At 36.0% G+C, this 24,652-nt stretch carries 31 protein-coding genes; 17 read left to right on the top strand and 14 right to left on the bottom strand.

Annotated elements, in window-relative coordinates; genetic code table 11:
- Positions 1-136: 136 nt before the first annotated feature.
- Positions 137-736, bottom strand: coding sequence for an ATPase (locus tag G6R08_RS21495; RefSeq protein WP_139377029.1), 600 nt, complete (start codon positions 734-736; stop codon positions 137-139).
- Positions 736-936, bottom strand: a complete 201-nt coding sequence (locus tag G6R08_RS21490) for a hypothetical protein (RefSeq protein ID WP_079524985.1) — start codon at positions 934-936, stop codon at positions 736-738. The genes G6R08_RS21495 and G6R08_RS21490 overlap by 1 nt, the downstream gene beginning before the upstream one ends.
- Positions 937-1,166: 230 nt before the next feature.
- Between G6R08_RS21490 and G6R08_RS21485 the strand changes: the two genes are divergently transcribed.
- Positions 1,167-1,721: a recombinase family protein gene (locus G6R08_RS21485; protein WP_079524983.1), complete on the top strand. Its 555-nt coding sequence runs from the start codon at positions 1,167-1,169 to the stop codon at positions 1,719-1,721.
- A 118-nt stretch (positions 1,722-1,839) separates the two neighbouring features.
- Here the strand turns inward: G6R08_RS21485 and G6R08_RS21480 are convergent, their stop codons facing one another.
- The 5 genes from G6R08_RS21480 to mobQ all read right to left on the bottom strand — a co-directional run bounded on the left by G6R08_RS21480 (position 1,840) and on the right by mobQ (position 9,097).
- The gene (locus G6R08_RS21480) at positions 1,840-3,414 is read right to left on the bottom strand and encodes a hypothetical protein (RefSeq protein ID WP_079524981.1); all 1,575 of its coding nucleotides are present in this window, start codon (positions 3,412-3,414) and stop codon (positions 1,840-1,842) included.
- A 210-nt stretch (positions 3,415-3,624) separates the two neighbouring features.
- Positions 3,625-4,500, bottom strand: coding sequence for a DUF6414 family protein (locus G6R08_RS21475; protein ID WP_079524980.1), 876 nt, complete (start codon positions 4,498-4,500; stop codon positions 3,625-3,627).
- A 596-nt stretch (positions 4,501-5,096) separates the two neighbouring features.
- Positions 5,097-6,644 (bottom strand): type IA DNA topoisomerase, encoded by a 1,548-nt coding sequence (locus G6R08_RS21470; protein WP_338035457.1) that lies wholly within the window; start codon positions 6,642-6,644, stop codon positions 5,097-5,099.
- Positions 6,587-7,120 (bottom strand): toprim domain-containing protein, encoded by a 534-nt coding sequence (locus G6R08_RS22400; protein WP_338035456.1) that lies wholly within the window; start codon positions 7,118-7,120, stop codon positions 6,587-6,589. Before G6R08_RS22400 ends, G6R08_RS21470 begins: the two co-directional genes overlap by 58 nt.
- Before the next feature lie 27 nt (positions 7,121-7,147).
- A complete protein-coding gene (gene mobQ, locus G6R08_RS21465; RefSeq protein WP_163531425.1) occupies positions 7,148-9,097 on the bottom strand; it encodes a MobQ family relaxase in 1,950 nt (649 codons plus the stop codon).
- Positions 9,098-9,334: 237 nt separating this feature from the next.
- Here mobQ and G6R08_RS21460 point away from each other — a divergent pair, with 237 nt between their 5' ends.
- Positions 9,335-9,571: a hypothetical protein gene (locus tag G6R08_RS21460; protein WP_079524976.1), complete on the top strand. Its 237-nt coding sequence runs from the start codon at positions 9,335-9,337 to the stop codon at positions 9,569-9,571.
- 11 nt (positions 9,572-9,582) lie between these two features.
- Positions 9,583-9,837: a hypothetical protein gene (locus G6R08_RS21455; protein WP_079524975.1), complete on the top strand. Its 255-nt coding sequence runs from the start codon at positions 9,583-9,585 to the stop codon at positions 9,835-9,837.
- 193 nt (positions 9,838-10,030) lie between these two features.
- Here the strand turns inward: G6R08_RS21455 and G6R08_RS21450 are convergent, their stop codons facing one another.
- From G6R08_RS21450 to G6R08_RS21440, 3 genes are read right to left on the bottom strand one after another with little or no spacing between them, the layout of a single operon-like run.
- Entirely contained in the window at positions 10,031-10,207 is a 177-nt protein-coding gene (locus tag G6R08_RS21450) for a hypothetical protein (protein ID WP_163531424.1), read from the bottom strand.
- 52 nt (positions 10,208-10,259) lie between these two features.
- Positions 10,260-11,087 carry an ArdC family protein gene (locus G6R08_RS21445; protein WP_079524973.1) on the bottom strand — a complete coding sequence of 276 codons (828 nt, stop codon included), beginning with the start codon at positions 11,085-11,087 and terminating at the stop codon, positions 10,260-10,262.
- Positions 11,087-11,293: a hypothetical protein gene (locus G6R08_RS21440; RefSeq protein WP_079524971.1), complete on the bottom strand. Its 207-nt coding sequence runs from the start codon at positions 11,291-11,293 to the stop codon at positions 11,087-11,089. Before G6R08_RS21440 ends, G6R08_RS21445 begins: the two co-directional genes overlap by 1 nt.
- A gap of 717 nt (positions 11,294-12,010) precedes the next feature.
- On the opposite strand from G6R08_RS21440, the gene G6R08_RS21435 reads away from it, so the two are divergent.
- The 5 genes from G6R08_RS21435 (at position 12,011) to G6R08_RS22555 (ending at position 14,028) form a co-directional block, all read left to right on the top strand.
- Complete coding sequence (locus G6R08_RS21435; protein ID WP_139377028.1) at positions 12,011-12,793, top strand: ParA family protein; 783 nt, start codon at positions 12,011-12,013, stop codon at positions 12,791-12,793.
- On the top strand, positions 12,786-13,226 hold the full coding sequence (locus G6R08_RS21430; RefSeq protein WP_079524967.1) for a hypothetical protein: 441 nt from the start codon (positions 12,786-12,788) through the stop codon (positions 13,224-13,226). The genes G6R08_RS21435 and G6R08_RS21430 overlap by 8 nt, the downstream gene beginning before the upstream one ends.
- 15 nt (positions 13,227-13,241) lie before the next feature.
- The gene (locus G6R08_RS21425) at positions 13,242-13,463 is read left to right on the top strand and encodes a hypothetical protein (protein WP_079524965.1); all 222 of its coding nucleotides are present in this window, start codon (positions 13,242-13,244) and stop codon (positions 13,461-13,463) included.
- 24 nt (positions 13,464-13,487) lie between these two features.
- The gene (locus G6R08_RS21420; RefSeq protein ID WP_079524963.1) at positions 13,488-13,685 is read left to right on the top strand and encodes a hypothetical protein; all 198 of its coding nucleotides are present in this window, start codon (positions 13,488-13,490) and stop codon (positions 13,683-13,685) included.
- Between the two features lie 265 nt (positions 13,686-13,950).
- Positions 13,951-14,028: a putative holin-like toxin gene (locus tag G6R08_RS22555; protein ID WP_420810429.1), complete on the top strand. Its 78-nt coding sequence runs from the start codon at positions 13,951-13,953 to the stop codon at positions 14,026-14,028.
- A 452-nt stretch (positions 14,029-14,480) separates the two neighbouring features.
- Here the strand turns inward: G6R08_RS22555 and G6R08_RS21415 are convergent, their stop codons facing one another.
- The 4 genes from G6R08_RS21415 to G6R08_RS21405 form a co-directional block, all read right to left on the bottom strand.
- Complete coding sequence (locus tag G6R08_RS21415) at positions 14,481-14,837, bottom strand: YhjD family protein (protein ID WP_079524961.1); 357 nt, start codon at positions 14,835-14,837, stop codon at positions 14,481-14,483.
- 99 nt (positions 14,838-14,936) lie between these two features.
- A complete protein-coding gene (locus G6R08_RS22325) occupies positions 14,937-15,071 on the bottom strand; it encodes a hypothetical protein (RefSeq protein WP_275897963.1) in 135 nt (44 codons plus the stop codon).
- Between the two features lie 464 nt (positions 15,072-15,535).
- Complete coding sequence (locus G6R08_RS21410; protein ID WP_079524959.1) at positions 15,536-15,826, bottom strand: hypothetical protein; 291 nt, start codon at positions 15,824-15,826, stop codon at positions 15,536-15,538.
- 24 nt (positions 15,827-15,850) lie between these two features.
- Positions 15,851-16,951, bottom strand: coding sequence for a hypothetical protein (locus G6R08_RS21405; RefSeq protein WP_079524958.1), 1,101 nt, complete (start codon positions 16,949-16,951; stop codon positions 15,851-15,853).
- A 364-nt stretch (positions 16,952-17,315) separates the two neighbouring features.
- Here G6R08_RS21405 and G6R08_RS21400 point away from each other — a divergent pair, with 364 nt between their 5' ends.
- The 9 genes from G6R08_RS21400 to G6R08_RS21360 all read left to right on the top strand — a co-directional run bounded on the left by G6R08_RS21400 (position 17,316) and on the right by G6R08_RS21360 (position 24,550).
- Positions 17,316-17,957: a hypothetical protein gene (locus G6R08_RS21400; protein WP_079524956.1), complete on the top strand. Its 642-nt coding sequence runs from the start codon at positions 17,316-17,318 to the stop codon at positions 17,955-17,957.
- A 97-nt stretch (positions 17,958-18,054) separates the two neighbouring features.
- Positions 18,055-18,195 carry a hypothetical protein gene (locus G6R08_RS21395; protein WP_163531423.1) on the top strand — a complete coding sequence of 47 codons (141 nt, stop codon included), beginning with the start codon at positions 18,055-18,057 and terminating at the stop codon, positions 18,193-18,195.
- Between the two features lie 35 nt (positions 18,196-18,230).
- Positions 18,231-18,737, top strand: coding sequence for a hypothetical protein (locus G6R08_RS21390; protein ID WP_079524954.1), 507 nt, complete (start codon positions 18,231-18,233; stop codon positions 18,735-18,737).
- A 78-nt stretch (positions 18,738-18,815) separates the two neighbouring features.
- Positions 18,816-19,052, top strand: a complete 237-nt coding sequence (locus G6R08_RS21385; RefSeq protein WP_079524952.1) for a CagC family type IV secretion system protein — start codon at positions 18,816-18,818, stop codon at positions 19,050-19,052.
- Positions 19,053-19,064: 12 nt separating this feature from the next.
- On the top strand, positions 19,065-19,412 hold the full coding sequence (locus G6R08_RS21380; protein WP_079524950.1) for a hypothetical protein: 348 nt from the start codon (positions 19,065-19,067) through the stop codon (positions 19,410-19,412).
- Between the two features lie 13 nt (positions 19,413-19,425).
- Entirely contained in the window at positions 19,426-20,091 is a 666-nt protein-coding gene (gene trsD / locus G6R08_RS21375; RefSeq protein ID WP_079524948.1) for a TrsD/TraD family conjugative transfer protein, read from the top strand.
- Positions 20,092-20,117: 26 nt separating this feature from the next.
- Positions 20,118-22,097: a VirB4 family type IV secretion system protein gene (locus G6R08_RS21370; protein ID WP_079524946.1), complete on the top strand. Its 1,980-nt coding sequence runs from the start codon at positions 20,118-20,120 to the stop codon at positions 22,095-22,097.
- A gap of 20 nt (positions 22,098-22,117) precedes the next feature.
- Positions 22,118-23,500: a coiled-coil domain-containing protein gene (locus G6R08_RS21365; RefSeq protein ID WP_079524944.1), complete on the top strand. Its 1,383-nt coding sequence runs from the start codon at positions 22,118-22,120 to the stop codon at positions 23,498-23,500.
- An 18-nt stretch (positions 23,501-23,518) separates the two neighbouring features.
- Entirely contained in the window at positions 23,519-24,550 is a 1,032-nt protein-coding gene (locus tag G6R08_RS21360) for a bifunctional lytic transglycosylase/C40 family peptidase (protein ID WP_079524942.1), read from the top strand.
- The last annotated feature ends 102 nt before the right edge of the window (positions 24,551-24,652 follow it).

Raw genomic sequence — 24,652 nt, 5'->3', positions numbered from 1 at the left:
AACTTTATAACCCAAAACCTTCATTATAATAGCTGTTAAATAATTCAATTATAAGACGACACAATAGATCGGGGAAGTTCCATAGATTCGATATTACATAAAAGATTCTCCTCTTACATAAGACAGGAGAATCTTTTTATGTTGTAGCATTGTATTTCTGTTTTATTGGATGTGCCCAGTCAGGCAGGTCGTTGGCTACAAAAGTTATACGGCCATTGGAGGTTTCTAAAACTAGTTCTCCATCTGATTTACTGTTATCGATGACGACGAGATTGTCAACGAGATACAAATTGCGAAGTAAATTTTCTTTGGAAGTCGAATCTCTTTTCAAAATGTCTTTTGTCGGGATATGATGCCCACCATTTCTTACACGTAAGGCCACTCGTTCAATGTTTTGTTCTACGTGGCCCAGTCCAACGTAAAACATTGTGACTTCAAAGCCTTTTTCTCTGGCTTTGTTCATTTGGTGGATAGCATTTTTCCCAGCAAGCGTCGTTTCAATCGAAAAGCTCTTCTCTTCCTCAATACACTCATAGACTAATTTTACTGCTGCTTTTCCTGCTGCGAATTGTTTGGTCTCGGGTGCTTGCGGATTCAACCTGCGAGCAATGGAATCCGGATCAATATTGATGTCTATACCTAACTTATCGATTAACAGGTTACGTAACGTGCTTTTTCCACTCCCATTGTTTCCAGCAAAGATATACATCATGGGAGGGAGCTTGGCGGACCTCATTAATTATCACCATTTGGCTTTTTGTCAAAATTCACAATGGTTCCATCCGGATATTCTTTCACGAGTCCGTCTTCTGTTTCGTAAACAATATATGTGTTATTTGCTTTAGCATCGATTTTTGCTCGATCACCCGTCATTTTCACCCATTTATCTACCCAAGCATATTTCCTTCCTTGGGATTCGCCTTCACGCTCTAGCATATAAAACACCACCTTTGTTTTATATATAAATTATATCAGACGAAATTACTGCTGTCATAAGTGTTCGTTTTTGATACAATCACTCAACGACTCAAATCAAATAATTTTTCATCCTTGTACCAGCATCCGTTAAGTTTCAAAATCCGTACCAAAAACAAAGTATCATTATATACACTAATCATCCTTTTTGATAACATATAAGTAATGAATTTCAAAAGGAGTTACAAAATATGTTATTTGGATATGCCCGAGTCAGTACAAAGGATCAAAATTTACATATGCAGTTTGATGCATTAAAGCAATATGGTGTAGAAGGGAAAAATATCTATTCGGAAAAAATTACCGGAACAAAAAAAGATCGTCCAGCATTCACGGAAATGATGAAGTATCTACGTGAAGGAGATACGGTAGTTGTTTATAAACTCGACCGAATTGGTCGTAGCACAAAACACCTGGTAGATCTAGTCAACGACTTTCAGGATAAAGGCATCAACTTTGTATCCATTAATGAAAATATTGATACCACAACAGCGATGGGAAAATTAGTGTTTACGATTTTTAGTGGATTAGCGCAGTTTGAACGTGACATTATATCTGAACGAACGAGATCTGGTTTAGATGCTGCAAGAGCTCGGGGACGAAAAGGTGGTCGACCAAAAAAAGACCAATCCAAACTGGATATGGCCTTTCGAATGTATGATAGTAAAGAGTATAGTATAGAGGAAATACTGTATGCAGCTGACGTTAGCAGAGCTACCTTTTATAGATATTTAAGTAGTCGTTAACAGCCGGTTTCATTTATGTAACAAAGGTAGAATTATTAAATTCATTATTTCAAATATGGACTTAGGCTGATTCTTAATGAAGTAGACTTCTCACTTTCTTGGGGCGAGAGGTAGTTCATTACCTGCTTTCTTGTTTAAAATATTCCTTAAGGACTTGTTTATGTTCTTTGAATTTTCTGCTTTTACTACTAAAGTAATCTAGTAAACCCTTACGATCATAGTAGATACTAGAGGGAAAATTACGCTTTAATAGTGGCTTCATTTTTTTACTATTATTTTTCTTCTCTAAGTAATTTATTGCGTCTTGCGAAAAACTACCAGAAGTAATAAATACCGGAATAATTGTTTTACCACTATCCTTTTTAATGATAGAGCATGTTCTCTCAAAAAATTTTTTAACGCTGTCCGGCTCTTTTTCGTGTTCACCTAATTTAACTTCTTTTCCTTCATCGTACCCCTTAACTTCACAAGCTATAATCTCATCTACATCTTCACAGACTATGTCGCATTCGCACTTTCGTCCTTCAAGATCCTTATAGCGAAGCCCTATACTAGTTTTATAACCAGCATCATTGAATATAGAAGCCACTAAAAAATTAAAAACGTAACCCTTTAAGTTTCCAAAATCGCCATCTCTTCCTGACTTATTTGCATTATCAAGTATCGTGGATAACTTTTGCGGATCTACCTTTTCTGGGTCGATTTCTTGGAGCTCTTGGAGTGACTGAGCTAATTTCGTTCCAAATACGTCACTTAGTTTCATAATAAGTATTCCGCGCTCTCTAGCAAGTTTATATGCATCTTTTTCAACAGTATCTACAAAGCAAATGGGAATAACTTTTAGATTTTTATTCGACTTTATTGGACCACAATAGTTATCTACCCTACTAATGAAACCTGTAATATCATGACGTTTAGTGGTTCGGTGCAATATAGACTCAATTAAGACCGGGGATCCTGCTTTATTCCGAGTAGGCTCAAACAACTCATCTTTTTGATTTGTCCGATATAGTCCCCACAAGTATGTATAACTTATAGCATCAAAATAGAAACCATTGTATCCAATGTTATAATCTTGTATATCTCTAGTGTAAGAGTTTTCCCAACCAATTAAGTTCATACTTTCTAGCCATTTCAGAAGATCATCAGTTAAGCCTTTAGTAAAGGATAATTTTTGTTTCCTTTTACTTATAGCAACTAATATATCCGTTTTTTGGGGAAACCATTTTTCGGATGCAACTACCACCGGGATGTGTTCATGATGTTTCAATTCCTCAACAATCCCAAGGGATTTCAAATCATTGAATAGGTTGGTTGCCGACTTACGTGAAGATTGGGATGAATCAACTACCCCAGAAGAAATTTTTGCAAATTCGGACCATAACAAGAATCCATTTTCTTCTACTAAGGCTTGATATATTCTATTAAGTGTTGATGAATGATCTGGCATTATTTTTTTTAACTTTGCTTTTAAATCATGAAAAGGAAGGTAGTAGATCAACTCTTGATGTCTTAACTTGACGGGATCAGTGCTAAGGAATTCTCCACTGTTTTTCAACCTGTTTATGATGGCTCTAGCATTCCCCTCCTTAATCCCTTGTCTTTCAACAAGAATTTTGCGAAATTCACTGCCCAAAAGGGGACCTTTTTCTTTTAATATCTGAATACAACTATCTTTATATTTTTTTCCCAACTATACAACCTCCTTTATTTTGTAACACTATGCTTATTATAGATTATAAATATATAAAGGGTAAGATTTCACAAGGATTTTAGGCTGATATAGAGGGGTTTTGGCGTGACAATCAGGAGAAAATAATTGTAACGTATGAGAGTAAGGCATACGCAGATTGCGTTTGTGCTCCAAACCATAAAAATAAAATTAAGCTTTTAATACTTTGTATTATGTTTTGTACAATGCTAATGGTTTAAATTTCATAGCAGGCTTTATTGCGTAAATATCCTGTTCAGTAGAAAAAAACTTTGTCATCATTGGATTATCAATACTTTGATTAAACTGCTTTATAAACTGTTTTATTTCTTTGCTTCTCATTACCTCTAACATCCCAGTTTCAGTAAGGTCAAATACAATTTCTTTCTCAGAAGTCTCAATTTTTTTATCAATTTTACCTATTACAGTGAATTTTTCAGTATTTAAATCCTTTAATTCTACGTCTTCATCTAAGAACCTCTTTTTTATCTCAGACACAAAATAGTATTTATTATTATCTGGCGAAAAGTTGGGTTTAAGAATAATTTTTTGTGATTTCTTATCCTCAATAGTTTCAGCATGATCTACGTATTCATTAAATTGTTCATCATTCCCAGGATTAAATATAGACTTTTTTCCAAGTTTCCTTGTAAACTCAGTGAATAAATATAGATTTGATACCTTTAATTCACAATCGAACTTAATAAATTGATTTTCGGATAGTTGTCCCCAAGATTCTCTATCTAATTTTTCTTTTATATCAATCATTGCAGGTTCCAAATACTTTACCAAACGAGAAAGTTGTGAAACCTCATTTAAGGTCTTGAATTCTTCAATTTTAATTTTTTCAGATTTTCCATCCCTTCGATAAGAAAAATCAGGAAGTGGAACTCCTAGAGTACTAGATAAAATTTCGCCAAGAGCTCCTGTTGAAATTTCGAATGAATGATTTGGACTTCCTTCCATTTTATTTTCATATTTATATTGCGTTAAACCATCTTCTATCTGGGTTAGATAATTTCCAGATAGCTTACTGTCTAAATAATAGAACTCCCGAAGTTCGCTCAAAAGAAACACTCCTACATATATTGGATTTATAACGAAATTATACCACACGATTACTCAATGGCCTTACGGTAGGAACTTTTTTCACTGAACTACTTATAAAACATAAAAAGATTTACGGGATGACTGAACAACTCTGAATGAACATTTTAAACCTTGACATTACAGGGTTTTATTTTGTTTATGCAGGGTGTACTCTAATTGAACAATAAAAAAGACCGAATGGAAAAAACCATTCAGTCTCACATATGAATTTTTCAACTAAAGTGGTAGATTTGCTATATTTTCCAAAGTATCCCCTCAATCTACGTACCCCTTTAGGACACATCTTTTTTGGACGGCGAAAAAACTAGTTCGCAGTCCTTACAATAAAGGTGAAGAAACATTTTGTCTCTTAACCAGATTAAAGTAGTTAGTATTACCGCGAAAATCAATACGCTAAGAATATCGAATATATAAAATGTTGAGATATATGCTACTCCAATAGATATACCTACTATGAAAATGGATCCAAAACAACCTAAGGAACCGCGCTCACCTACTCTACGACTATTGCATCTGGGGCACCTCTGCCACTCCAAAATAATCACCTCTTCCAATCAGGAAACTGTATATTTTTTCTTTCGTCCTGACTTTTTATTATCAAACTCAAAATTGATTTTTCCGGCTGCTGCATCCTCCCATATGAGATAGGCATCAAAGGACTTTCCCTTTTTGCTTGCAAATCCCTTGATGAGATTGGTCTTCCCTTTAGCCAATAACTTTCTAATGTTAGCTTCAGATATATTTTTGCTTGCTATCTTTTTCGGAAATGTGAAACGGCAGTCGTTTTTATATTCTGTGCAACCGAAAAATTTACGTTTATCAACTATATTCCCTTTTCGACAAGACGGGCATTTCCCGAGACTACTTTCTTCCTTCGATTCTTCAATCCTCTGTTCAATGGTTGTTGCATCCAACGCTTCAGGCGTTTTATTAATTAATTCATGGATGAATTTATCGATGTTTTTTAGGAAGCCCTCTTTCGTTTTTTGCCCCTCACCGATCAGCCGCAAAAACTGCTCCCATTTGGCTGTCATTTCAGCTTTTGATAAAAGTGTCCCTTCTACCGACTGACAGAGGATTTCACCTTTCTTTGTGACCTTTACTTTATTTTTCTTAACGCTGATATACTCCTGTTTTTTCAAGGTTTCAATGATATTCGCCCTGGTTGCTTCGGTGCCGAGTCCTTCAATATCCTTTAAAATTTGCTGTGATTCACTATCGTCAATCGCTTTACCGCAGGTTTTCATCATATTAATGAGCTGACCTTCCGTATATGGTTTTGGGGGCTGCGTCATACCATCCTTAATTTCAGGTTTAACAAGTGCGCTCTCACCTTCCGTTAATGGTGGTAACTTTGTCTCCTGCTCCCGATCAACATTTTTGCTTTGTTCATTGGCAAACAACGCTTTCCATCCTCTGTCTTTTTCGACTTTACCTTTTGCATGGAAAACGACCCCTTTTACATCAACTTCAGCCTTTGTCTCTTCATAAAGGTAGTCCGGTGCAAACATGGCCAATGTATTAAGAAGAACTTCAAAGTAAATATTCTTTTCTTTTTCATTGAGTCCATCAATGGTTTGCGTTTTGGGAATCGTCTTTGTTGGAATAATGGCATGATACGTTAACAGCTTTTTTTCGTAAAGGTTTTGCATGATTTTCAATACGTCCGTTGGACTGTATTTCCACTTTTTATTTGCCTTTGTCTGCAAGGTGGAAAGACTGTGCAATTTAGGGGATTTGGTTTTCTTAGATTCTTTGGTGAGCTTTGTAATCGTGGTGTTTTCTTCGGATTGTAAACCTTGATCTTTCATGAAATTTATTAGGTCATCTTTTTTGGAAAAACGATCTTTATATTTTGCTTGGAAGGTACCGTTTTTAACTTTGATATTCGCGAAAAGTTCATAAAACGGTTCCGGCTTGAAATGATGTATTTCCTGTTGTCGAGTGTAGATCAAATATAACGTTGGTGTCTGAACCCTTCCCAAACTGAAGGTTTCCCGAATACCCTTTTTCTGTAACAGTAATGAATATAAAGGGGAAGCATTCATACCCACGATCCATTCACCAATTTGTCGAGCTTGAGCTTCTTCATAGATAGGCAAATACTTGTTTCCATAATGAAGGGTTTGAAATCCTTTTTGAATTTCCTCACCTCTAACGAATTAATCCATAACCGTTTTGTAGGTTTATTTTCAGCTCCGGCCTTCCGAATAATACTGCGAGCAATATTTTCCCCTTCACGATCAGCATCAGTAGCCACGACAATTTCACTTGCTTTCTGTAGTAAGCCCTTCACAATATTGAATTGTTTTTTCTTATCTTTGGGCACCTCAAATTTGTAATGGTCTGGAAGAATGGGAAGATGCTCTAAACTCCATCTTTCCCACTCCTTTTTATAAGCACCAGGCATCTTTAAAGAAACAAGATGACCGAACCCCCATGTAATCACAGCTTTGTTATTAAAGTAACGGCGATCATTCACTTCAATATACCCGTCTTTTTTGCTCGTGTGTTGGAAAGCATCTGCATAAGCCTTAGCCTGACTCGGTTTTTCTGCGAGGATTAATACGTATCCCACTTTAAATCAATCTCCTTGTTTAAAAAGTTATCGTAACCCTTTACGCTTACGTTGACTTTGCAGACGATTCATTTCTTGCAGTTTTTCTCGTTCATCATAATCAGCTTGCTTTAAACTGTTCTCCACAATGTTTTGAGTTGCCTGAACCATGCTAGATAATGAAGTCATTTGCCTTGTATCATTAAAGGAAATATAGTCTTGATGTTTACCTTCATAAGAAGATAAAATATCCTCTAATTTCGACTTCGTATCCGCATCAAAATCTTTTGTTTCCAAACATTCAGCAATAAAATAATGCTGAATGGATGCACTGCCGGAAAGGATGTCAGCGAACCTTGTTTCAGTGTCAGCTTCCGTGTTTAGATGACCGTTTTGATAATCATGAAGCAAGTCAATGATTTGTGCTTTTTCATCGGTGCTAAACTTGAATATCTCGCTAGGATGACCTTCACCATTCAATGGCACGGTCTTATTAAAATACTCATTGTAGCCGACAACTAATTCCTTTTCATTGATGGTCATTTGCTTGCTAACATCTTGGTCATACATCCGAGTGATTTGGTCGTTATAATACGTTTCTAAAAAGTTAACAGCATGCTTCGTTGATTGTAGCGTTTCATGTGTTGATCGGATGTCATTTTGTACTTCTGGTGTAAGCCTTTCGAATGTTCTAGGCTTATTAAAATCGACTCTGTATTTAAGAAGTAAAGCTTCAAATTGATTGGTCAACTGATCTTTTCTTGTAATTAAAGTTTCATAAGAATAATGACGATTTTGAACCAGTTTAGATAACTCGTGATTGACTTCTTCTTGTTGACCCTCTTTTAAAATCTTCATCGTTTCATCTTGGTCAAAAATTTTATTTTCCTTCACTGATACATCAACTAAATATTTCGCAGAAAAATCATTGTACATCTCTTTTGATAATGCAGGATAATGTTTTTCGATGAAACGGTTTGCTTCTTTGTTTAAAATGTTATCAACCACTTCTAACTTATCTTTAATGCTTTTAATTTTTTGCAGTGTTTCACGATTATCACTTTGCCCATTTTTCGTCAAAGTTGAATGTTTCCATCTGGCTAGCATCTTTTCTTTTTCATTAATATTTCTAAAAGAAACAAACATTTTTAATGACTTTGCAGATTTAGAAATTTCCTTTTTCTCTTTCGGAGAAAAGGAACGGGAAAGTTGTTCGGATTTTTCGAGTTTTTGTTTTTCCTGTTTATATTCATTTAACAACTGTACTTTGTCATTATGTCTTTTCACTTGTTTATTAACGGCTACACGATCTGATTCATCACCCATTTTACGTGCTTGATATCCTTCATGAATCGTTGGAACAGTTTCTTTATTAAGAGACTCATGAGAACGATGAGTTATTGTTTCGTTGATATCGTTTTGATCTAACGATTGATTGGCATAATCTGCCCATTGTTTACGCCACTTTCTAAAAGTATCACGGTCGCCCCAATTGTTTTTATTGATTCGTTTTTGTTTGCCATTTTCTAATTTAACTTTCGATGCTTTAGCATCCCATTCTCCATTTTCTTTAAACCCTCTTGTAGTCAGCATGACATGAAAATGCGGATTATTTACATCGTCACGATGAATGGATAGATCGGCAACCATACCCTCATCGACAAATACTTCTTGGACAAATTTCTTTGCTAACTTAGTCTGTTCTTCATTGCTTAATTCAACAGGTAATGCCACGTTGAACTCTCTTGCTAATTGGGCATTTTTTTGATTTTCAACTTTTTCAACTTCATTCCATAATTGCTCTCTGTTGTTTGCCCATTCAGGTGCATGTTTAGGCTTCATCATAAATGATTCAGGTTGTACTATACGTTTGTATTCATTGGTTTTATTGTATCTTTCACTATGTAATTTATCACCAGAACGATAAGCAGCCGCAGCCGTTGCAGATTGTCCCTTACCTCTTGAAATCATTTGACCTGAAAAATGATAAATAGCCATAACATACATCCTCCTTTCTTTTTCAACATGAGCGAAGCGAATTTTACCACATATCATTTGAGGGCGTTATCCTTCTCAAACGTTAGTTTGACAGGTACTGGCGCACCGTTAAAAACGGTGCATAAGTGCGCCCTTCGTTCATTGAACTTGGGAACATTATAGCAAACAGGGAAAATTATTGCAATATTATTTGAATTATGCCACAATAAAATAAAACCCCAAAGGAGCGATTAACTGATGGCAAATAGAATTAAAAGTAAGCAAGAGAAAATCGAAGAACTTCAAAAACAAATCAAAGAAGAAAAACTGAAGTTTGAAAATAAAATTGGTAAACAATTTTTAAAAACATTTAACCTAGATTATGAAGATGAAAAAAAAGCAATTGAACTAATTAGTTACCTTAAAGATCAATTTGACGAACAAAATTCAAATTTAGAAACATCATCTTCAGATCAATACGCAAAACAATATTAAGGTAATTATTCATGAATAAGATTGATCGAATCCAAGCAAAAATTAATGAATTGGAACTTGAAATCAGTCGTGATCGTCAAAAGGTCGAATCAAAAGAACGTAGAGAACGAACCAGAAGAATTATCCAAAAAGGTGCTTTACTTGAAAAGTATTTTGAATGTGAACATTTATCCATTGAAGATACAGAGGCATTACTTAAAATGTTTTCTCAATACGTCAATCAAAATAAACCCAACAAATATCATCCCTCTAATGTTAATCTATAAATCTTACATCATGGAGTCATAATTTGAATTGAATAGTGAAAACTCGTCAGTGTTTTTTCCTTGTTTTCATGGTTGCTTCAGCAACCAATAAGCAGGCTCGATGCCTGCTTTTTAAACCAAAGAAAAACCTTAGTTTTTCATCCATGCGTAACAGTTTACCCGGTCAGAATCGAAACCGGGTAAACAGCGTTTATCATTCAATTTCCTCTAACAATTTATTGTATAACCTTTCTCCATCATCCCAAGTATAGCTACTTAGAAATTCACTTATATTCATTCCTTCAGTGTTTTGTTTCAACCAATTTTCAGAGACTTCAAAACTTCCTTTGTAAGTATTTATTGTTACTGTTTTGTTCGTTTTATATTTCATCTTCTTCAATCTCCTTTATTCCCCTCAAAGGAATCACCATGAAGGGGAATTTTTAATATTTAAATGTTAGGCCCTGAATGTAGTCACTGGCTTTTTGCGCTTGTTGAGACGCCCTTATAATTAATGTTTTATCATTCTTTAATGCTCGCAACCATGATTGAATATACGATGCGCTGTTATCAATTGTTGTATTTTCTATTCCCGTTACTCCACACAACATGGAAGCCCCAAGCTCTGCAATTAATTCTTCTTTGCTGTAGTTTTCACTCCCGAATTTTATAGTCCCTGTGATACCTTCCCTGCTTAATCTTTCTTTGTGTCCAGTTGAGTGAATAAGTTCATGAAACAGCGTACTATAATACTTGTTTACATCCTCGAAATCTTTTATAGGTGGGACATTAACTTTATCTTCGAAAGGCTTGTAATATGCGGCACCAGATATAAAACTAAAGGACGGCGCATTTACATATTCCCGTTTAATTTTTTCAGCTTCTTCGATGGGATTATGATTGTAACTTTCTGTGTCTCGTTTACTTTCTAACCCTTCAACTTGTGTATTAATTTCAAAGACCCGATAATAACGTAAAAATGGGATCTTTTTTTCTTTTTCTGTTTCTTCATCCTCAACCTCTAACCACTTCCAAAAAACAACGATTTGGCTTTTCTCTCCCTTTTTAACCTTTCCCCCACTCTCTTTTATTTGTTTAAATGTGGCGTACTCTCCACCCTCTAAAAGCATGGTATTAATGCCGCGATATGGATTTTGTGTTTTCCAATTAATAGCTACACCATTTTTAAAAGGTTTTTTCCAAGGGACTGTCCCTTCCTCCAACTTCTTTATGATCTGATTCGTAATCATTTCATAGATTTTTTTACTCATTACCGTTCACCACCTTTCTTTTCTATTTCAACAACCAGACCTTTTCCTACCCAAGACAAGGGAACTTTGTTTCCATCGGTTTGTTCATACTGCACACACCATGCAGATTTACCTTCTATCCTTTCAGCATTGCGACTTCCCCCTTTTTTGGTATGAACAAAATATTTTCCTTTGTCTGCTTTGGCACTATTGAAATTTACTATCATTTGCTTTTCGCTCCTTTGAAATTATTTTTGATTTTTGTAACTCCGAAACGGAGTAAGTCCCCTAAAGGGGATTATTTTTCCCTTTTGCTATGGAGAATCTCACAACCCCTATATGAAACTGTCAATAAAACATGGAATACCGTAGCGAAAGCGAAGGCTATGCCGTGAAAGTTTATTGATGGTTTCATAATCTTCTTAGCTTCCAATGGGGAAAGGCATACGGTACCTGCCCCATTGGAAGGTTAGAAGATTTAGGGCGTTGTACGATTCGGAGTGCAAAAGGAAAAATAACCATAATAAAAAGCAGGCGTAGCCTGCTATCCCTTTTGAACGGTCTTGATGGTTTTGTCATCGTTCACCCGTTAAGAAATCGACAGGAACTTATCGGACTGTTTTTGCTTCACGACCTACCCCTTTGCTACAGCCCGTTGTTATCGACGATTTTAGAGGGAAGCGAGATACACCAATTTGTTAGATAGCGTACTTGGCTATCTTAGAAACTGGTAGTAGACCCTTTGGGTGACCCCTATAAACTTATTCTTCACTCCAATAAGATTTAGAAATAAATTTAAAATCACAATTATGATTAGATTTAGTATTAATTTTAATTTTATGGTTAGATTCAATAAAAGTACTTATGTAAGTGTTGACTTTAGAGTTAGTCAAAGTATAATAATAAGTAACAACATTAAATATAATTTGAGAGGTGGTATTAATTTGGGTACTGTTATTTGTATTAATAACAACAAAGGCGGTTCGTTGAAAACGACAACAGCAACGAATTTGGCAGGAGTTTTAGCTACCGAAAAAAAGAAAGTCCTCATCATTGATGCGGACAATCAGTCGAATGTTGCACTAACCTTCGGCTTTAATCCAGATAATGATTTTGAACAGGGATTATACAATGTATTGCTTGAAGAAACGGACCCTAAAGAAGTCATTGTAAAGGCGCATGATTATATTGATATTTTACCTGCTAATGATGATTTAGTAGGATTTGACTTCGGAGTGATCGGAGACAGAGATCAATACCCTGAACCATTTACCATCATGAAAAAGACATGTGCTAAATTAAAAAATGAGTACGATTATATTTTTATAGATACGCCACCTTCTTTGTCCCTGATGGTCGGCAACGCCTTTACATTTGCTGATGAAGTGTTGATTCCTTACAATCCAGAATCATACTCAATGAGATCGTTAATAAAAGTGCTGCAAACCATTGAAGATTTTAAAGAGCAATATAATCCTGACCTAAACTTGCTCGGTGTGTTTGCAACAATGGTGAATTACCAAACAACACTGCACCAAGAAGTCATGCAAGAAACACGCAGATACGCCATAGAAAATGGCGTGAAAATGTTTGATACGTATATTCCTTCAACCATCCGATTTGCAAGTTCCGTGGCGTATGATAATTTACCTGCTACCCTGGGTAAAAATATACAAAAAGCAAATGTCTATTTTGAACTATGGAAGGAGATCAATGAGGATGAGTAATAAAAAAGGGTTGGCCGGATTTGGAAAAGTCGCTAATACTGATAAGAATAAGAACACTAACACTAATACAAATAATGAAACGGATAATAACACTGAATCTAAAAACAATAAGAACGTCAAAGATAATTCTAATATAAGTTTTAAATCCAGTACTAATAATAACTCTAAGTCTAATTCTAGTACTGAAAATAAAACTAATGAAAGTGTTAACACTAATACTAATGATAATAATGAAACCAGTTCTAACACTAACAACATAGAAAGTATTGTTTCTGCGGTCACAGGAAAAGAGAAGCCAGTAAAGAAACGGCAAGTGAGTATTCATCTCGATGAGGATATCGCAAAAGAATTTGAGAAATTCGGAAAGAAGCACGGGAAAGGGGCACGATCTAACCTCGTTAATGAGTTCTTGAAATCCGTTTTTAAGTCATAGATGAGAGGTACCTGAATGACTAAAAAAAGAGCAGCATTAAAAGCATTCAATAGAAGGTATGAAGAAACAATTACATGTGGTTTATCAACCGGAGAAAAGGATCGTCGTTTTGCCACGCTCATGACGGAAATGGAACAAGCATTTAATATTCCAATGCTGAAAAATCAGGAATGGGAAAGAGAAAACAGAGCTGTCATTGCTTTGTATAGAAAAGTGTCTCGTAGTAGAACGACTTAGCAAAAGGAAAGGGGAAATAAGGTAATGGGAACTAGCGAAAAGAAGAAGTACGGGTATATCCACAAAATAGGGGAAAACATTTCGATTTGTTTTCTTGATGGAAAAGTGATGAAAGGGAAGTTACTGAAAGTATTCCAGTATGAAATCATTCTGGAAACGGAAAAGAACGGAGAGGCTGTAGAAGTGACCGTTTTCAAAGGGGCCGTTAAGTATATTATTTAGCACTAATGTAAGTGTTAACATCAATACTCATATTAGTACTGAAATCGAATCTAATATGAATACTAATAACAATATTAAATTTAATTTTAAATGTAGATGTTTTTTATAAATTAAAACTACAAATCATTGTATAAGCCCCATTTAACAATGGTTACATGTTATAATTAATGTACAATGGTTCGGTTTTTCTCAAGGTCGGGGTCGGCGCATTCCTGCTGTTTGTCGTGTCTTTTGGACATGTCGGATGCAAAGGGGGTGTTAGCCTTTGACAACCTTTGAAGTTCTATTTTTGATGATCGCCTTCGCAACACTTGTTGTTACGATCATAAACCATAAAAAATAGACCCCACCTTCTGAGTTAGCGGCTCGTGGTGAGGTCTGTTCCTTACTGCTCCGTCCCCCCTTGTAGGGGAACTGATCATATTGTATTTAGACCGTATGGTGTTAGTAGCACCTGCGGTCTTTCTTTATTTTATGATTATTTGTTGTTTCTATGCTTATTATACCACGGACAGCAACTTTGTACACCTGAACGACCTAAACCGCCCTTGAGTAGTTTGTTTCAGCCTTTCCTTAATGGGAAAGGCTGCTTGCCTATATCATGTTCAATAGCACTAACAACAGACCCCCTTATGTGATGGCAAAAGGACACCATTAAAGCCTTATCCTCTTGATAGTTCGGTCTGTTGTGACCTGCGTTGTTAAAGCACCGTGGGCCTTCTTAATTTAGCTACTTCTATGTTTAGTGTACCTCGAAAACAGGACATATACACATTTCCTATACTTAAGAACATGTTATTCATCCCATGTTCGAACTTTTGGTTTATAAGGTTTTGCTAAGGAGCCATAGAAGTATTCTTGCAGCATATTTTTTGTATGTTCCCGGAGTTGGCTAGACGAAAGCTCAATAATCCCGTCCTGGTCTCTTGTAGTCCATTTGTATTGTAATACTTCACCTTTTTGATTCAACTGTTTGATATCTACATGATAAACCGAATACATTTGTTGTTTCACATGGTTGAGATCAGTTTGTACGGATTCGATAACCGAATCCACTTTGTCTAAGTAGACATTCCTCATTTTGAATTCTTGGAAAAGCTTTTTATCATTCTTTAGCACTTTTATGACAAGGGGGAAAATAATACATTTCATCAAGATATCTTCCCATGTCTTGATTCATACTAATCACCTTTTTGTATCTTAATTTCACAATATAGCTAGAAGAGGTGCTGCCTGATTAATCGTTGCCTTCTAAATCCTTCCGTCGTCGGTAATATCAACTTCTTCATACAATCCTTTTCCTGTTTGTTTTTTCAGGATTTCGCTTTGTTTTTCCTCTATCTGCCACAATCGTTCAAATTCACTTTGCTTTTCTTCTTCAGTCATTATTCTTTCGAATCATAAAATCCCTCCACAAAGGTGGATTAATGAAGTTTCGTCCCATCTCAATAAATATTGATAGGGTGCAAATTGCCATTTTAGGCTTTATAGGCGTTTTTAAACAATTCCCCTTATAAATAACCCTTATTTAGACATAAAACACCACACATAGCAAATATGGGCGTTTTAAGCGTCAATCATGGTGAACGTAAATACTCAATCTTTTCAGGGGCCTCCTCTGTCCACTGAATAAATTTATGTTTCCTGAAGAGTTAGCACCTGGTAGACATCCTTTTCATCACGTCCAGTCCAAGGCACAGCACGCCTATGGACGGGGATCGACCGTGTACACCGCAATTATAGATGATACCAGTGTTTTTCTTCCAATATTAGAAAGCATGGTTCACCCGTCCTGTTTAACCGATCATAATAATTCATTATTTGCTTTTTCAACAGCTTCAGTTATCTATTTATTGTAAAGGGTTATTGCTATTACCTTTTAAGAATTGAATGAAACCATCTGTATCTATAGAAACACTATAGCCTTCATAGTTAAATGGTTTATCTTCTAAATAAATATCTATCATTTTTCCAATCATTAAGTCATCTTCTATTCCCAATTGGTTAGATATATATACCTTGAGTTGATCGTCTATCAACATAATAACATCACCTTCAGGGGATGGAGTTTTTGTTTCTTTTAATACGTATCTATTTTTTCTTATTAAGTCCAAACAATTAAAAATAGAGTATTTATCCATTACATTTTTCTCCTTACGGACTTATTAGGATTCTTCTAACCAGTTATAATAAAGGGTTGATCTTAACTGCTGTCTTGCTCGTTTTCTTTCAACATCTTCATCTTGATCCCGTTGGACTTGTTCATGATGATTTTTTCTGATGCCCTTATTTTTTTTGATTATAGCAAGACCCTTAGCAAAGAATTTACTAAAAACTGTAATACTTCCCTTGTCAAGTTGCTCTATAACTCGTTGCCATTGTATATCAAGATCGGCCCTTGTGAATGATGTGATTTCAAGCTCGGAACATTTAATAATGGTGTCTTCAATATCCCGATGGTTAACTTTCTTATTGTCAAGGTAATCATAGAGATATTGATAACTACTATTTTCATTGAATAAGAGATTTAGTTTTTTTATGTTCTCATCATCATCAATATTTTTTTTAGGTGATTCTCTATGTATGGTGTTATCTCTATCTATTGATGATGATGAATTATTTAAAACATTATTACTTTCATTTGATACATTACTAGATTCATTTGATACATTATTGGGTTTTATTTTTGAAACGGTCAACCGTTTTACTTTTGAAACGGTTACCGTTTTACTTTTGAAACGGTTTAAGTGGTATTTACCTACCGTTTTATTTTTAAAACGGTTAGAAGTTGTGTCCTTTTCTATTTTTGGACGTCCTCCTTTTTTGCCGAACTTGGTTCCACTTGATTTATAGTCTGTTTCGTAATCACGTAGTTTTTCTAATGGTTTAATAGCAAGCCCATAATCATTTTGAGGATATTCATATATAATGACATTCACAGGTTTTTGAGTTTTTCTTGTTGATGCTTCATATTCAATGAGATCAACAAGCCCATAATTCCAGAGGGGTTTTATCAATCGGTAAAATTTTGCCTTACTCATTCCTAAGTGTTTTTTGGCTAAAGATTCAATATCATAAGGTACTATATCTTGGATTCTCTCTGGATCACGACGGTCGGCATGGGTTAATAATTTCAACCAGAGTACAAATGATTTTTCTCCTAATTTGTCAACCCAATCGTCCATTGCAACAAAGTGAAGTTGCGGTAACCGTAATTCTCCTCTTGGTTTCTTTGGCTTTGTTAAAATTGCTGTTTGATTTTCCATTATAAAAACCTCCATTTTTTGTTCCCTGCGCTAATAACGCCCAAAATGTGACAAGGAAAAAACAGAGGTTTTATCTTCACTTTCATGAATATTTCTGATACAATGAACAAAGAATATAAATGATAGCTATATAAAAACCTTCTGCTTTCTTGGGAGTTTCATTTGGTGCTGTCGCCAAACAAGAACCAAATGAAACTGAGTGCAGGGGTTTTTTTATTTTTGTAGAATTTTCTAAATAGGCAGTTTGTTCTGCTATTTAAGACATGGTATCATATTTTATGAAATATCCTTGATACGAATTGTCTTTGAATAATATTATAACAAAACTTTCCTTCAAATAAAATAGAGAATTAGGGGGCAGGACATGCAGTTGCAAATCAGCGTCCTTGTAAATAAAGAAATAAATGAAGTGATTAGTCGTTTAGCGAAAAGAATGGGGACGAGCAAACGAAATATAATTTCCCTTGCTTTATCTAATATATTAAAAGGTGAGATTACCAGAAAAAAAGTAGATCAAATTAAGATGGATATTCATGGTTTGACTCATGCCACAAACATTACCGTAAACCAACAGTTTAAAGACCGATTAGATCAGCTCGATCACTTTGGATTATCAAGAAGAAGGTTTTTCGGTTTATTAGTCTGTGATTACTTCTACAAACATTCCCATGAGTTTTTAGGGGAGGATATATTAAAAGAGGATGCAACAATTTATAGTGCAACAAAAGCTAATGTTCAAATAACAATTGATAAAACAATCAAAAATAAACTTATGAAATATTGTACTGAAAATGCAATATCATTAAATAGTCTGATCGCTCATTATGTAATGAACAAAACATTAACTGTAAAATCTTTTCATACAACTAATAAAGATTTTTTACATCTAACATTTGGGGAAGAAGTAAAAGAACAAATCCAAGATAATGCTGAAGAAATGAACATGAGTGAGCGATATTATTTAAATTTAATAATGGCACAAATCAGCATTGATTTGGGACTTTAAAAAACAGTAAGAATTTGCTGTTTTTTATTTACAAAATAATTCATACTTGATATGATGTTATTAAGGATGAAACCAAAAAAAGAAAGGAGAGAAATCAATGGGCCAAAGCGAACGTAGCACCATTATTGAGTGGCTTTATGTCATTACAGGGACACCTCGTTCGTTCTGGAAGAATTATGATAGTGATGTTCTCGATCGGTTGTTTGTGAAAACGATAGAGGATCATCAAGCTGTGTGATAGACTCGAATTGGATATAACTGGAGGTGAATATCATGGTAAAACTGTCATTTGAAACCTTCATGGGTGAGAAAATCCTCACAGATCGTAAGAGAGAAAAGGGCATTTTATATAAGGACTTTCAGTCACTTCCGGAAACCCAAAAGGAACATTGGGCTCATACTTACGGCAAGCCGGTGCCATCCCTTAGAAAAAAGGTGATGCAAAATCGGTCTGAAACTGGAATCGATATCAGTAAATACAAACTGGAAAGACACATGCTGAACAATGGGGCCTCATTAAAAGAAGTTAAAGCGCTGGAAAATGTCTCTATGCCCGATTTGACAGAACAAGTATTGAAGATGAAACGAGGGGCATCCGAAGTTCAATTTGCCGGAAATGCTATGTTGGAAGGTATGTTTGATTTATTTGGAGTCAACCAACATAAAGCTTTGGAAAGATACCAGTCACAAATACATGAGATTGAAACCGAGGAAGGTAATCAACAAAGAAGGAAAACTCAACAAATTAACCGAGCTTTTGACGAAGGAAGACACCCGTAAGAGGTTGGAAGATTACCAATCTAATACAAAAGAACAAAGAACAACACTTTCAATCAGGCGGATTAAGGAGGATGACGAATGATAGAACAAAAGATAGATAGTGCTTTACTAACGATTCAAGGCGTTTTGACAGGGTTAGTGGTCAGTGTGGGCATAGTCGTCAGTCTTTATATCATCGTGACGAGTATGCACAAGTTGAAGAATCCACAAGAGAAAGATGAAGTGTTTCGTTCCATCGGTCGAGTGATGGGGGCAGTTGCTTTAGGGGCTGCGATTATATGGGTTGCTCCGTGGGTCTACAATCTCTTTACGTAAGAAGGTGTTTGTATGGAAGAACCGCAAGAAAAAGTTTTTATTTTTCCTGAAGAAGTCGAATCAGACTACAACATTATTACAGGTATTTCTTTAAAGAACTTTGTGACTAAAGTGTTGCCTTTCGCTTTGATCGGTGTGGGTATTGTGTTAATTCCCCCGTACCCACTCTGGTTGTTAATTATCAGGGGGGTTATAGGTTTAATTGTTGGCTCTATTGGATTCGCTCTTGTCTTGATGAAACCTATACGAGAACGTATGAATATCACACTTCTGCAATGGCTGAAATATCAGCAAGACTATAAGAATCGTCAAAAGCTATTCTATACCAAAACAAAACCGAGAAATCATTTTCTTGAATGAAGGATGAAAAGCAATGTTTCTTCAGAAAAACAAAGCGAGTAAAAATAAGCCTTATGATATGTCTTTGCATGAAAGAGAGCAGCAAAGGCAAACCCAAGTGCAACAATCGATTCAAGACATGTCCTTAATTAAAGCGCAGTATCTTGAATACATCGTTTTAAATAATAATCATTTAGTTGCGGCCATGTCCGCAACAGGCATTAATATGGAACTCTTCAATACTGTTGAACAGGCAAATGTATTTGATGATTATGCAGCGTTTCTCACCAGTCACTTTTCGGGAGATACAACGAATACATCCTTACAGACATTGGATATGACTGTTCCTGTCAATTTTGTGCCGTACATTCTGGCTTGGAAAAAACGGTATATTGAAGCAGAAGAACGAGGAGACACCGTTAAGCAAAACTTGATTGCTTCTTATATTGAACATTTTGAGCGATTCAATGACACATCGGAAATGACAACAAAAGAACACCTTATTGTCATCAGCGAGAAAATGAAAGATCAATCGCTAGAATCGTTGGAAATGGCAAGTAAAAATCTGGATGAGAAAACGGCTGAATTGAAACGATCACTAGAAAATACGTTTTCGAACTACGACTTAGTTGTACGAAAATTAAGTGCCGATGAATACAAAAACATTCTGTATTGGTTTATGAACTTTAACCACAGATAATCAACACAGAAGGAGGGAGAGATAATATGTCAGCTATTCGATCATTACTGTTCCCTTTTGCAAAACCGAAAAAGCGTGAAAGCGTTGAGGAAGATATTCAAATCGATGATTCCCTGTCTTCAGATGAAATTGATAACGTACTAGATACACACACGCTAGATGAAATCTATCCCTTTTCGTGGGAAGAAAAAACAGAACATATTGAAGCAGGAAGTAACTACATTCGAGTAATAGCAATAACAGGCTATCCTAATCAGCGAAGTGGAAACTGGTTAAATGACTTAAAAAGAAAAAGGGGAAATATCACCATTTCACAGCACTTGGAATCAGCCGATGATTCCAGGATGGTTCACCATTACAATGAATCCATTAAAAACAAGCAAGTGGAAATGGAAAAAAGCGTTGACCCGTATCTGAAGAAACAGTTAAAAAAGCAGATTGAATCTGCCAATCTTCAACTGGACAAATATTTAAATGCCGAAACGACTTACATTAAACAACATACGTATCTGTTTCTTCAAGCTAATAGTTTAACAGAATTAGATAACTTGAATGACTCAGTAGTGAGAACGTTGACAAGGTTAAGGCTGCAACAACTCACACCAACGAAAGCCATGTATCACGCTTTCTGGTCCTCGTTGCCGATCGAACAAAACTTGTTGACCGATTATACATCCCGATTAAGTAACACGGAGGCTGCATCCTCCTTTATGCCGTTTGACGATGCAGAAATATTGGAGCTAACCCCTACGGCTCAAGTGGAAGGGGTCAATCGGGAAACAGGGTCGTTAATCGCTGTAGACTACCTTGACCGTAACAAGACATTAAACCAAAACATGACGATTATTGGGACATCGGGTGTTGGAAAAACCACCTATATGACGCAAAAGATCATGCGCCTATTTGCTATGGGAAATCGCATCTTCATCATTGACCCTGAAAATGAGTATTCAAGCATTGTCAGCAAATTAGGGGGGCAGGTTATTAACCTTTCTTCTAATTCGGAAACGAAGATTAATCCGTTTCAAATCTTTAGTTCGGATACAGGCAGCGATGAAGTCAATGAAACAATTGAAATGATTGTGAAGAATAAAATTCAACGATTGAAAGCGTTTTTCAATGTATTAAAACCTGATCTATCAAAAGTGGAAAAGGCGCTTCTGGACAAAGTCATCAGAGATACTTACGATGCAAAAGAAATTTTTCAATACAAAATGATCGAAGAGGTCCCGTCAGAGGGATTCCCGACATTAAGTGATTTATATGAACAGCTACAAATATTAAGGCAAAAGGATATCGAGCGTTTTGAACGATTACAAGACTTTTTCTACATCCTAGAAAGTTACTGTTCAGGTTCGAACACCATATTCGATGGTCATACCAATGTGAATCTGAACGATCAGCTCGTCAGTTTCAATTTAAAGCGACTGCAAAATGAACACGATGTTCAAGCTGCAGCTTATCTCAATACGTTTTCGTTTTTGTGGGATGAAGTAACCAAAAATCGAGATGAAGCCGTTTATTGTTTCATTGATGAGTTTCACTTTCTTTCCAAAAACCCTGATTCGATGGAATTTTTCTATTCGGCTTACAAGCGATTTAGAAAATATAATGCAGGGGCAATAGCCGGTACACAGCAGATTCAGGACGTATTAGATGCTGCTAATGATTTAGGGGCTGCTGTTATTGAAAACAGCTTTACCAAAGTCTTTTTTGGACTTGATAATGTCGGGGTAGAAGAAGTCACTAGCCGATTAAAAGAAAATTTCTCGAAGGAAGAAAAAAGGTTGTTGAGTGCCAAAAGGCAAGGGGAAGCCCTCTTTATCCACGGGTCAAACCGAGCCTTTATGAAGGTGCAATTGACACAAGAAGAATTGCGCTTATGGGATCAAGCAAGGTACGAAAAAGAGTATGATCTACCGGCTGTCGATGAGCCTGACTATACGGAGAATATCAGAATTTCAAACGCAGAAATCGAAGAATCCAAAGAACATGTTATGTCATAAACGAAAGGGAGGGTGAAGCCTTGAAAATTGCGAATTTTGGTGAAGGAAATATTAAAATTGCCAAAGATCAGGCGGTTGTACAACTAATCGAAAACGGAGAAGCTGAGGAAATCAATTTAGATAGTCTACAACACGCTCATAATCAAGAGCCGGATACACTTCATCTTCAACAGGCAACGATGGAAAAGGGCAGGGTGCAGTTGACGTACGATATTCCCGACCAGTTTATATCTCTTGAACAATTAAAAAAGGAAACCTTACCTGTTCGAATAGCAGCGATTAAATCAGTTTTAGAAATTGACCCTTTAAGCCGTAAATATACCTATTCGCTGCATCCAAGTACCGTTTTCTTTCGCCCGATGACCAGTGTTCGCTTTACCTATGTGGATGTTATAAATAAAGGCGCACTTGGAGAACACGAAGCTATCGACCAATATAAAGCCCTAGCGTATGCGCTTATCTCCTGTCAGTCTTATGAAGCCTTTTTGCGACACGGGATGAAAGCCTATAAGCAGAAAAAGTTAGTTTTTAAAAAGAGGGAACAAGAGCAAGTCATTAAGTTACTTAAAACCATTGAGGAATCTGAAAACCTTTCCGAACTAAAAGCCGACCTACAACAAAGCTACGAATACACCCAATATCAATACTTCCAAGACATTGCATCTATTGAGAAAAGATTAAAGAATCGTTTCTATGCGGTTGTCGTTTGTTCGCTTGTCGCTTTGTTGTTAGGGGTGACAGGGGCTTACACGTTAACCAACGCCCAAAGTAAAGCCATTGCTCAAGAGTATAGTGAAAAATTAGAACAGAAGGAATTACAAATTGAAAAAATCCAAGCTGTTCACGATCAGGACTATAAGCAAGTGGTAGACATTATGAAAAGGGCAGGCAAAAGCGAAAAAGAGATTGCTGCTTTTCTCATCAAAAAAGAACAATACCAACTTGCCCTGGATACGAACCCGACAAATAAAACCGTAGAAAACGTTGTATCAACTATGTATGAACAAGAGAAAAAGGAAAAAATACTTGATTTAAAACTAGAGGAAAATCAACGTTTGTCTGATGCAAAAGCTGTTGTGGCTTATAACAAATCAGTGTTAGATAGCCGTAAGAGTTTTATTGAGGATGCAACACTAGCCCATCGAATGGGAAAAGCATTCATAGAAAACGGCGATTTACACTCTGCGGAATATTTGGCCAATCAATTTGATGATAAGGAATTAACGAAGTTAATTGAAGAAAAGAGACAAGAAAACGAACGGCTTAAAAAAATCGAAGGAATTGAGAAGCAAATTGATGATCTGAAAAAGCAAATAGAGGATACGGACGATGAAAAGGAAAAGGAAAAATTGAACGAAGAACTGAAGAAAGCTGAAAAGAGATTAGAAGAATTGAAGAAATAGAGCAGGGAGGAAGTGAACATGTCTGCTGTTGCTACAGTCAAAGGAGCAATGATCGCTAAAAAGCACTGGAAAAAAGCCGTGTATGCATTTTTGATTTTAATCCTGCTTCTAGCTTCAGCCGCATTGGGTTTAAAGAGTGAACAGCAACCCAATTATGGAAACGTTGGAACGATTCACGGAAAGGCACAAGTTCCGGATTATATTGCCAAATGGAGACCTCTCTTAGAAACGTATACAGAAAAGTATGGAGTAGCCGAATATACAGAGTTTTTATTAGCTTTGATGGCTCAAGAACTTGGAGCTTCTGACACATTGGATATTATGCAAGCATCAGAGAGCTTGGGATTACCACCCAATACAATACAAGATCCAATAAGAAGTGTTCAAGTGGGAGTACAATATTTTGCTGATTTACTTCAAAGAGGTGAAGAAGCAGGAGTCGATTTCAAAACAATTGTGCAAAGCTATAATTTCGGTGTTGGCTATATCGACTTCATCGCTGAACATGGAGGAAAGCATACACCGGAGTTAGCCAAAACATTCGCCCAACAACAAGCAAAACGCTTGGGTTGGGATGATTACGGCGACCCACAATATTTAGTCCATGTCATGGAGAATTTAACAGGCGGCAACAATCAAGGCAACACCAACATAAAAATGGCTGATAATGCTACTCTGCAAAATATTCTTGACAACATGGTTAGGTTCGAAGGAGACCCTTACGTGTGGGCAGGGGCAAGCCCATCGGTCGGCTTTGATTGTTCTGGTCTAATGATGTGGGCGTTTGGGCAGGCAGGCATCAATATTCCTCGTACAGCACAAACCCAATACGTTGCTAGCATGAAGATTCCACCCGGGCAAGCGCAAGTAGGGGACTTGGTTTTCTTTACGGGAACCTATGAAACGCAAAAACATATTACGCATGTTGGTATTTATGTCGGTAATGGGAAAATGTTCAATGCAAACGGTTCAGGTATCGAGTTTTCAAATTTAAACAGCAGCTACTGGTCAAAACATTTTGTTGGGTTTGGTAGAATTGCAAATTTTTAAAGTTAAAATTAAATTCAACAATAATATCTACATTAGGTTTAATAATAAAGTTAGGTTTAGTACTTAACTTAGTATTAAAACTAATACATAAGTTAACACTAA

Source organism: Halobacillus ihumii, from assembly GCF_902726645.1.
Lineage (GTDB): Bacteria > Bacillota > Bacilli > Bacillales > Halobacillaceae > Halobacillus_A > Halobacillus_A ihumii.
Note: the sequence above shows the minus strand (reverse complement) of the source record. Positions and strands in the feature narration are given on the sequence as shown.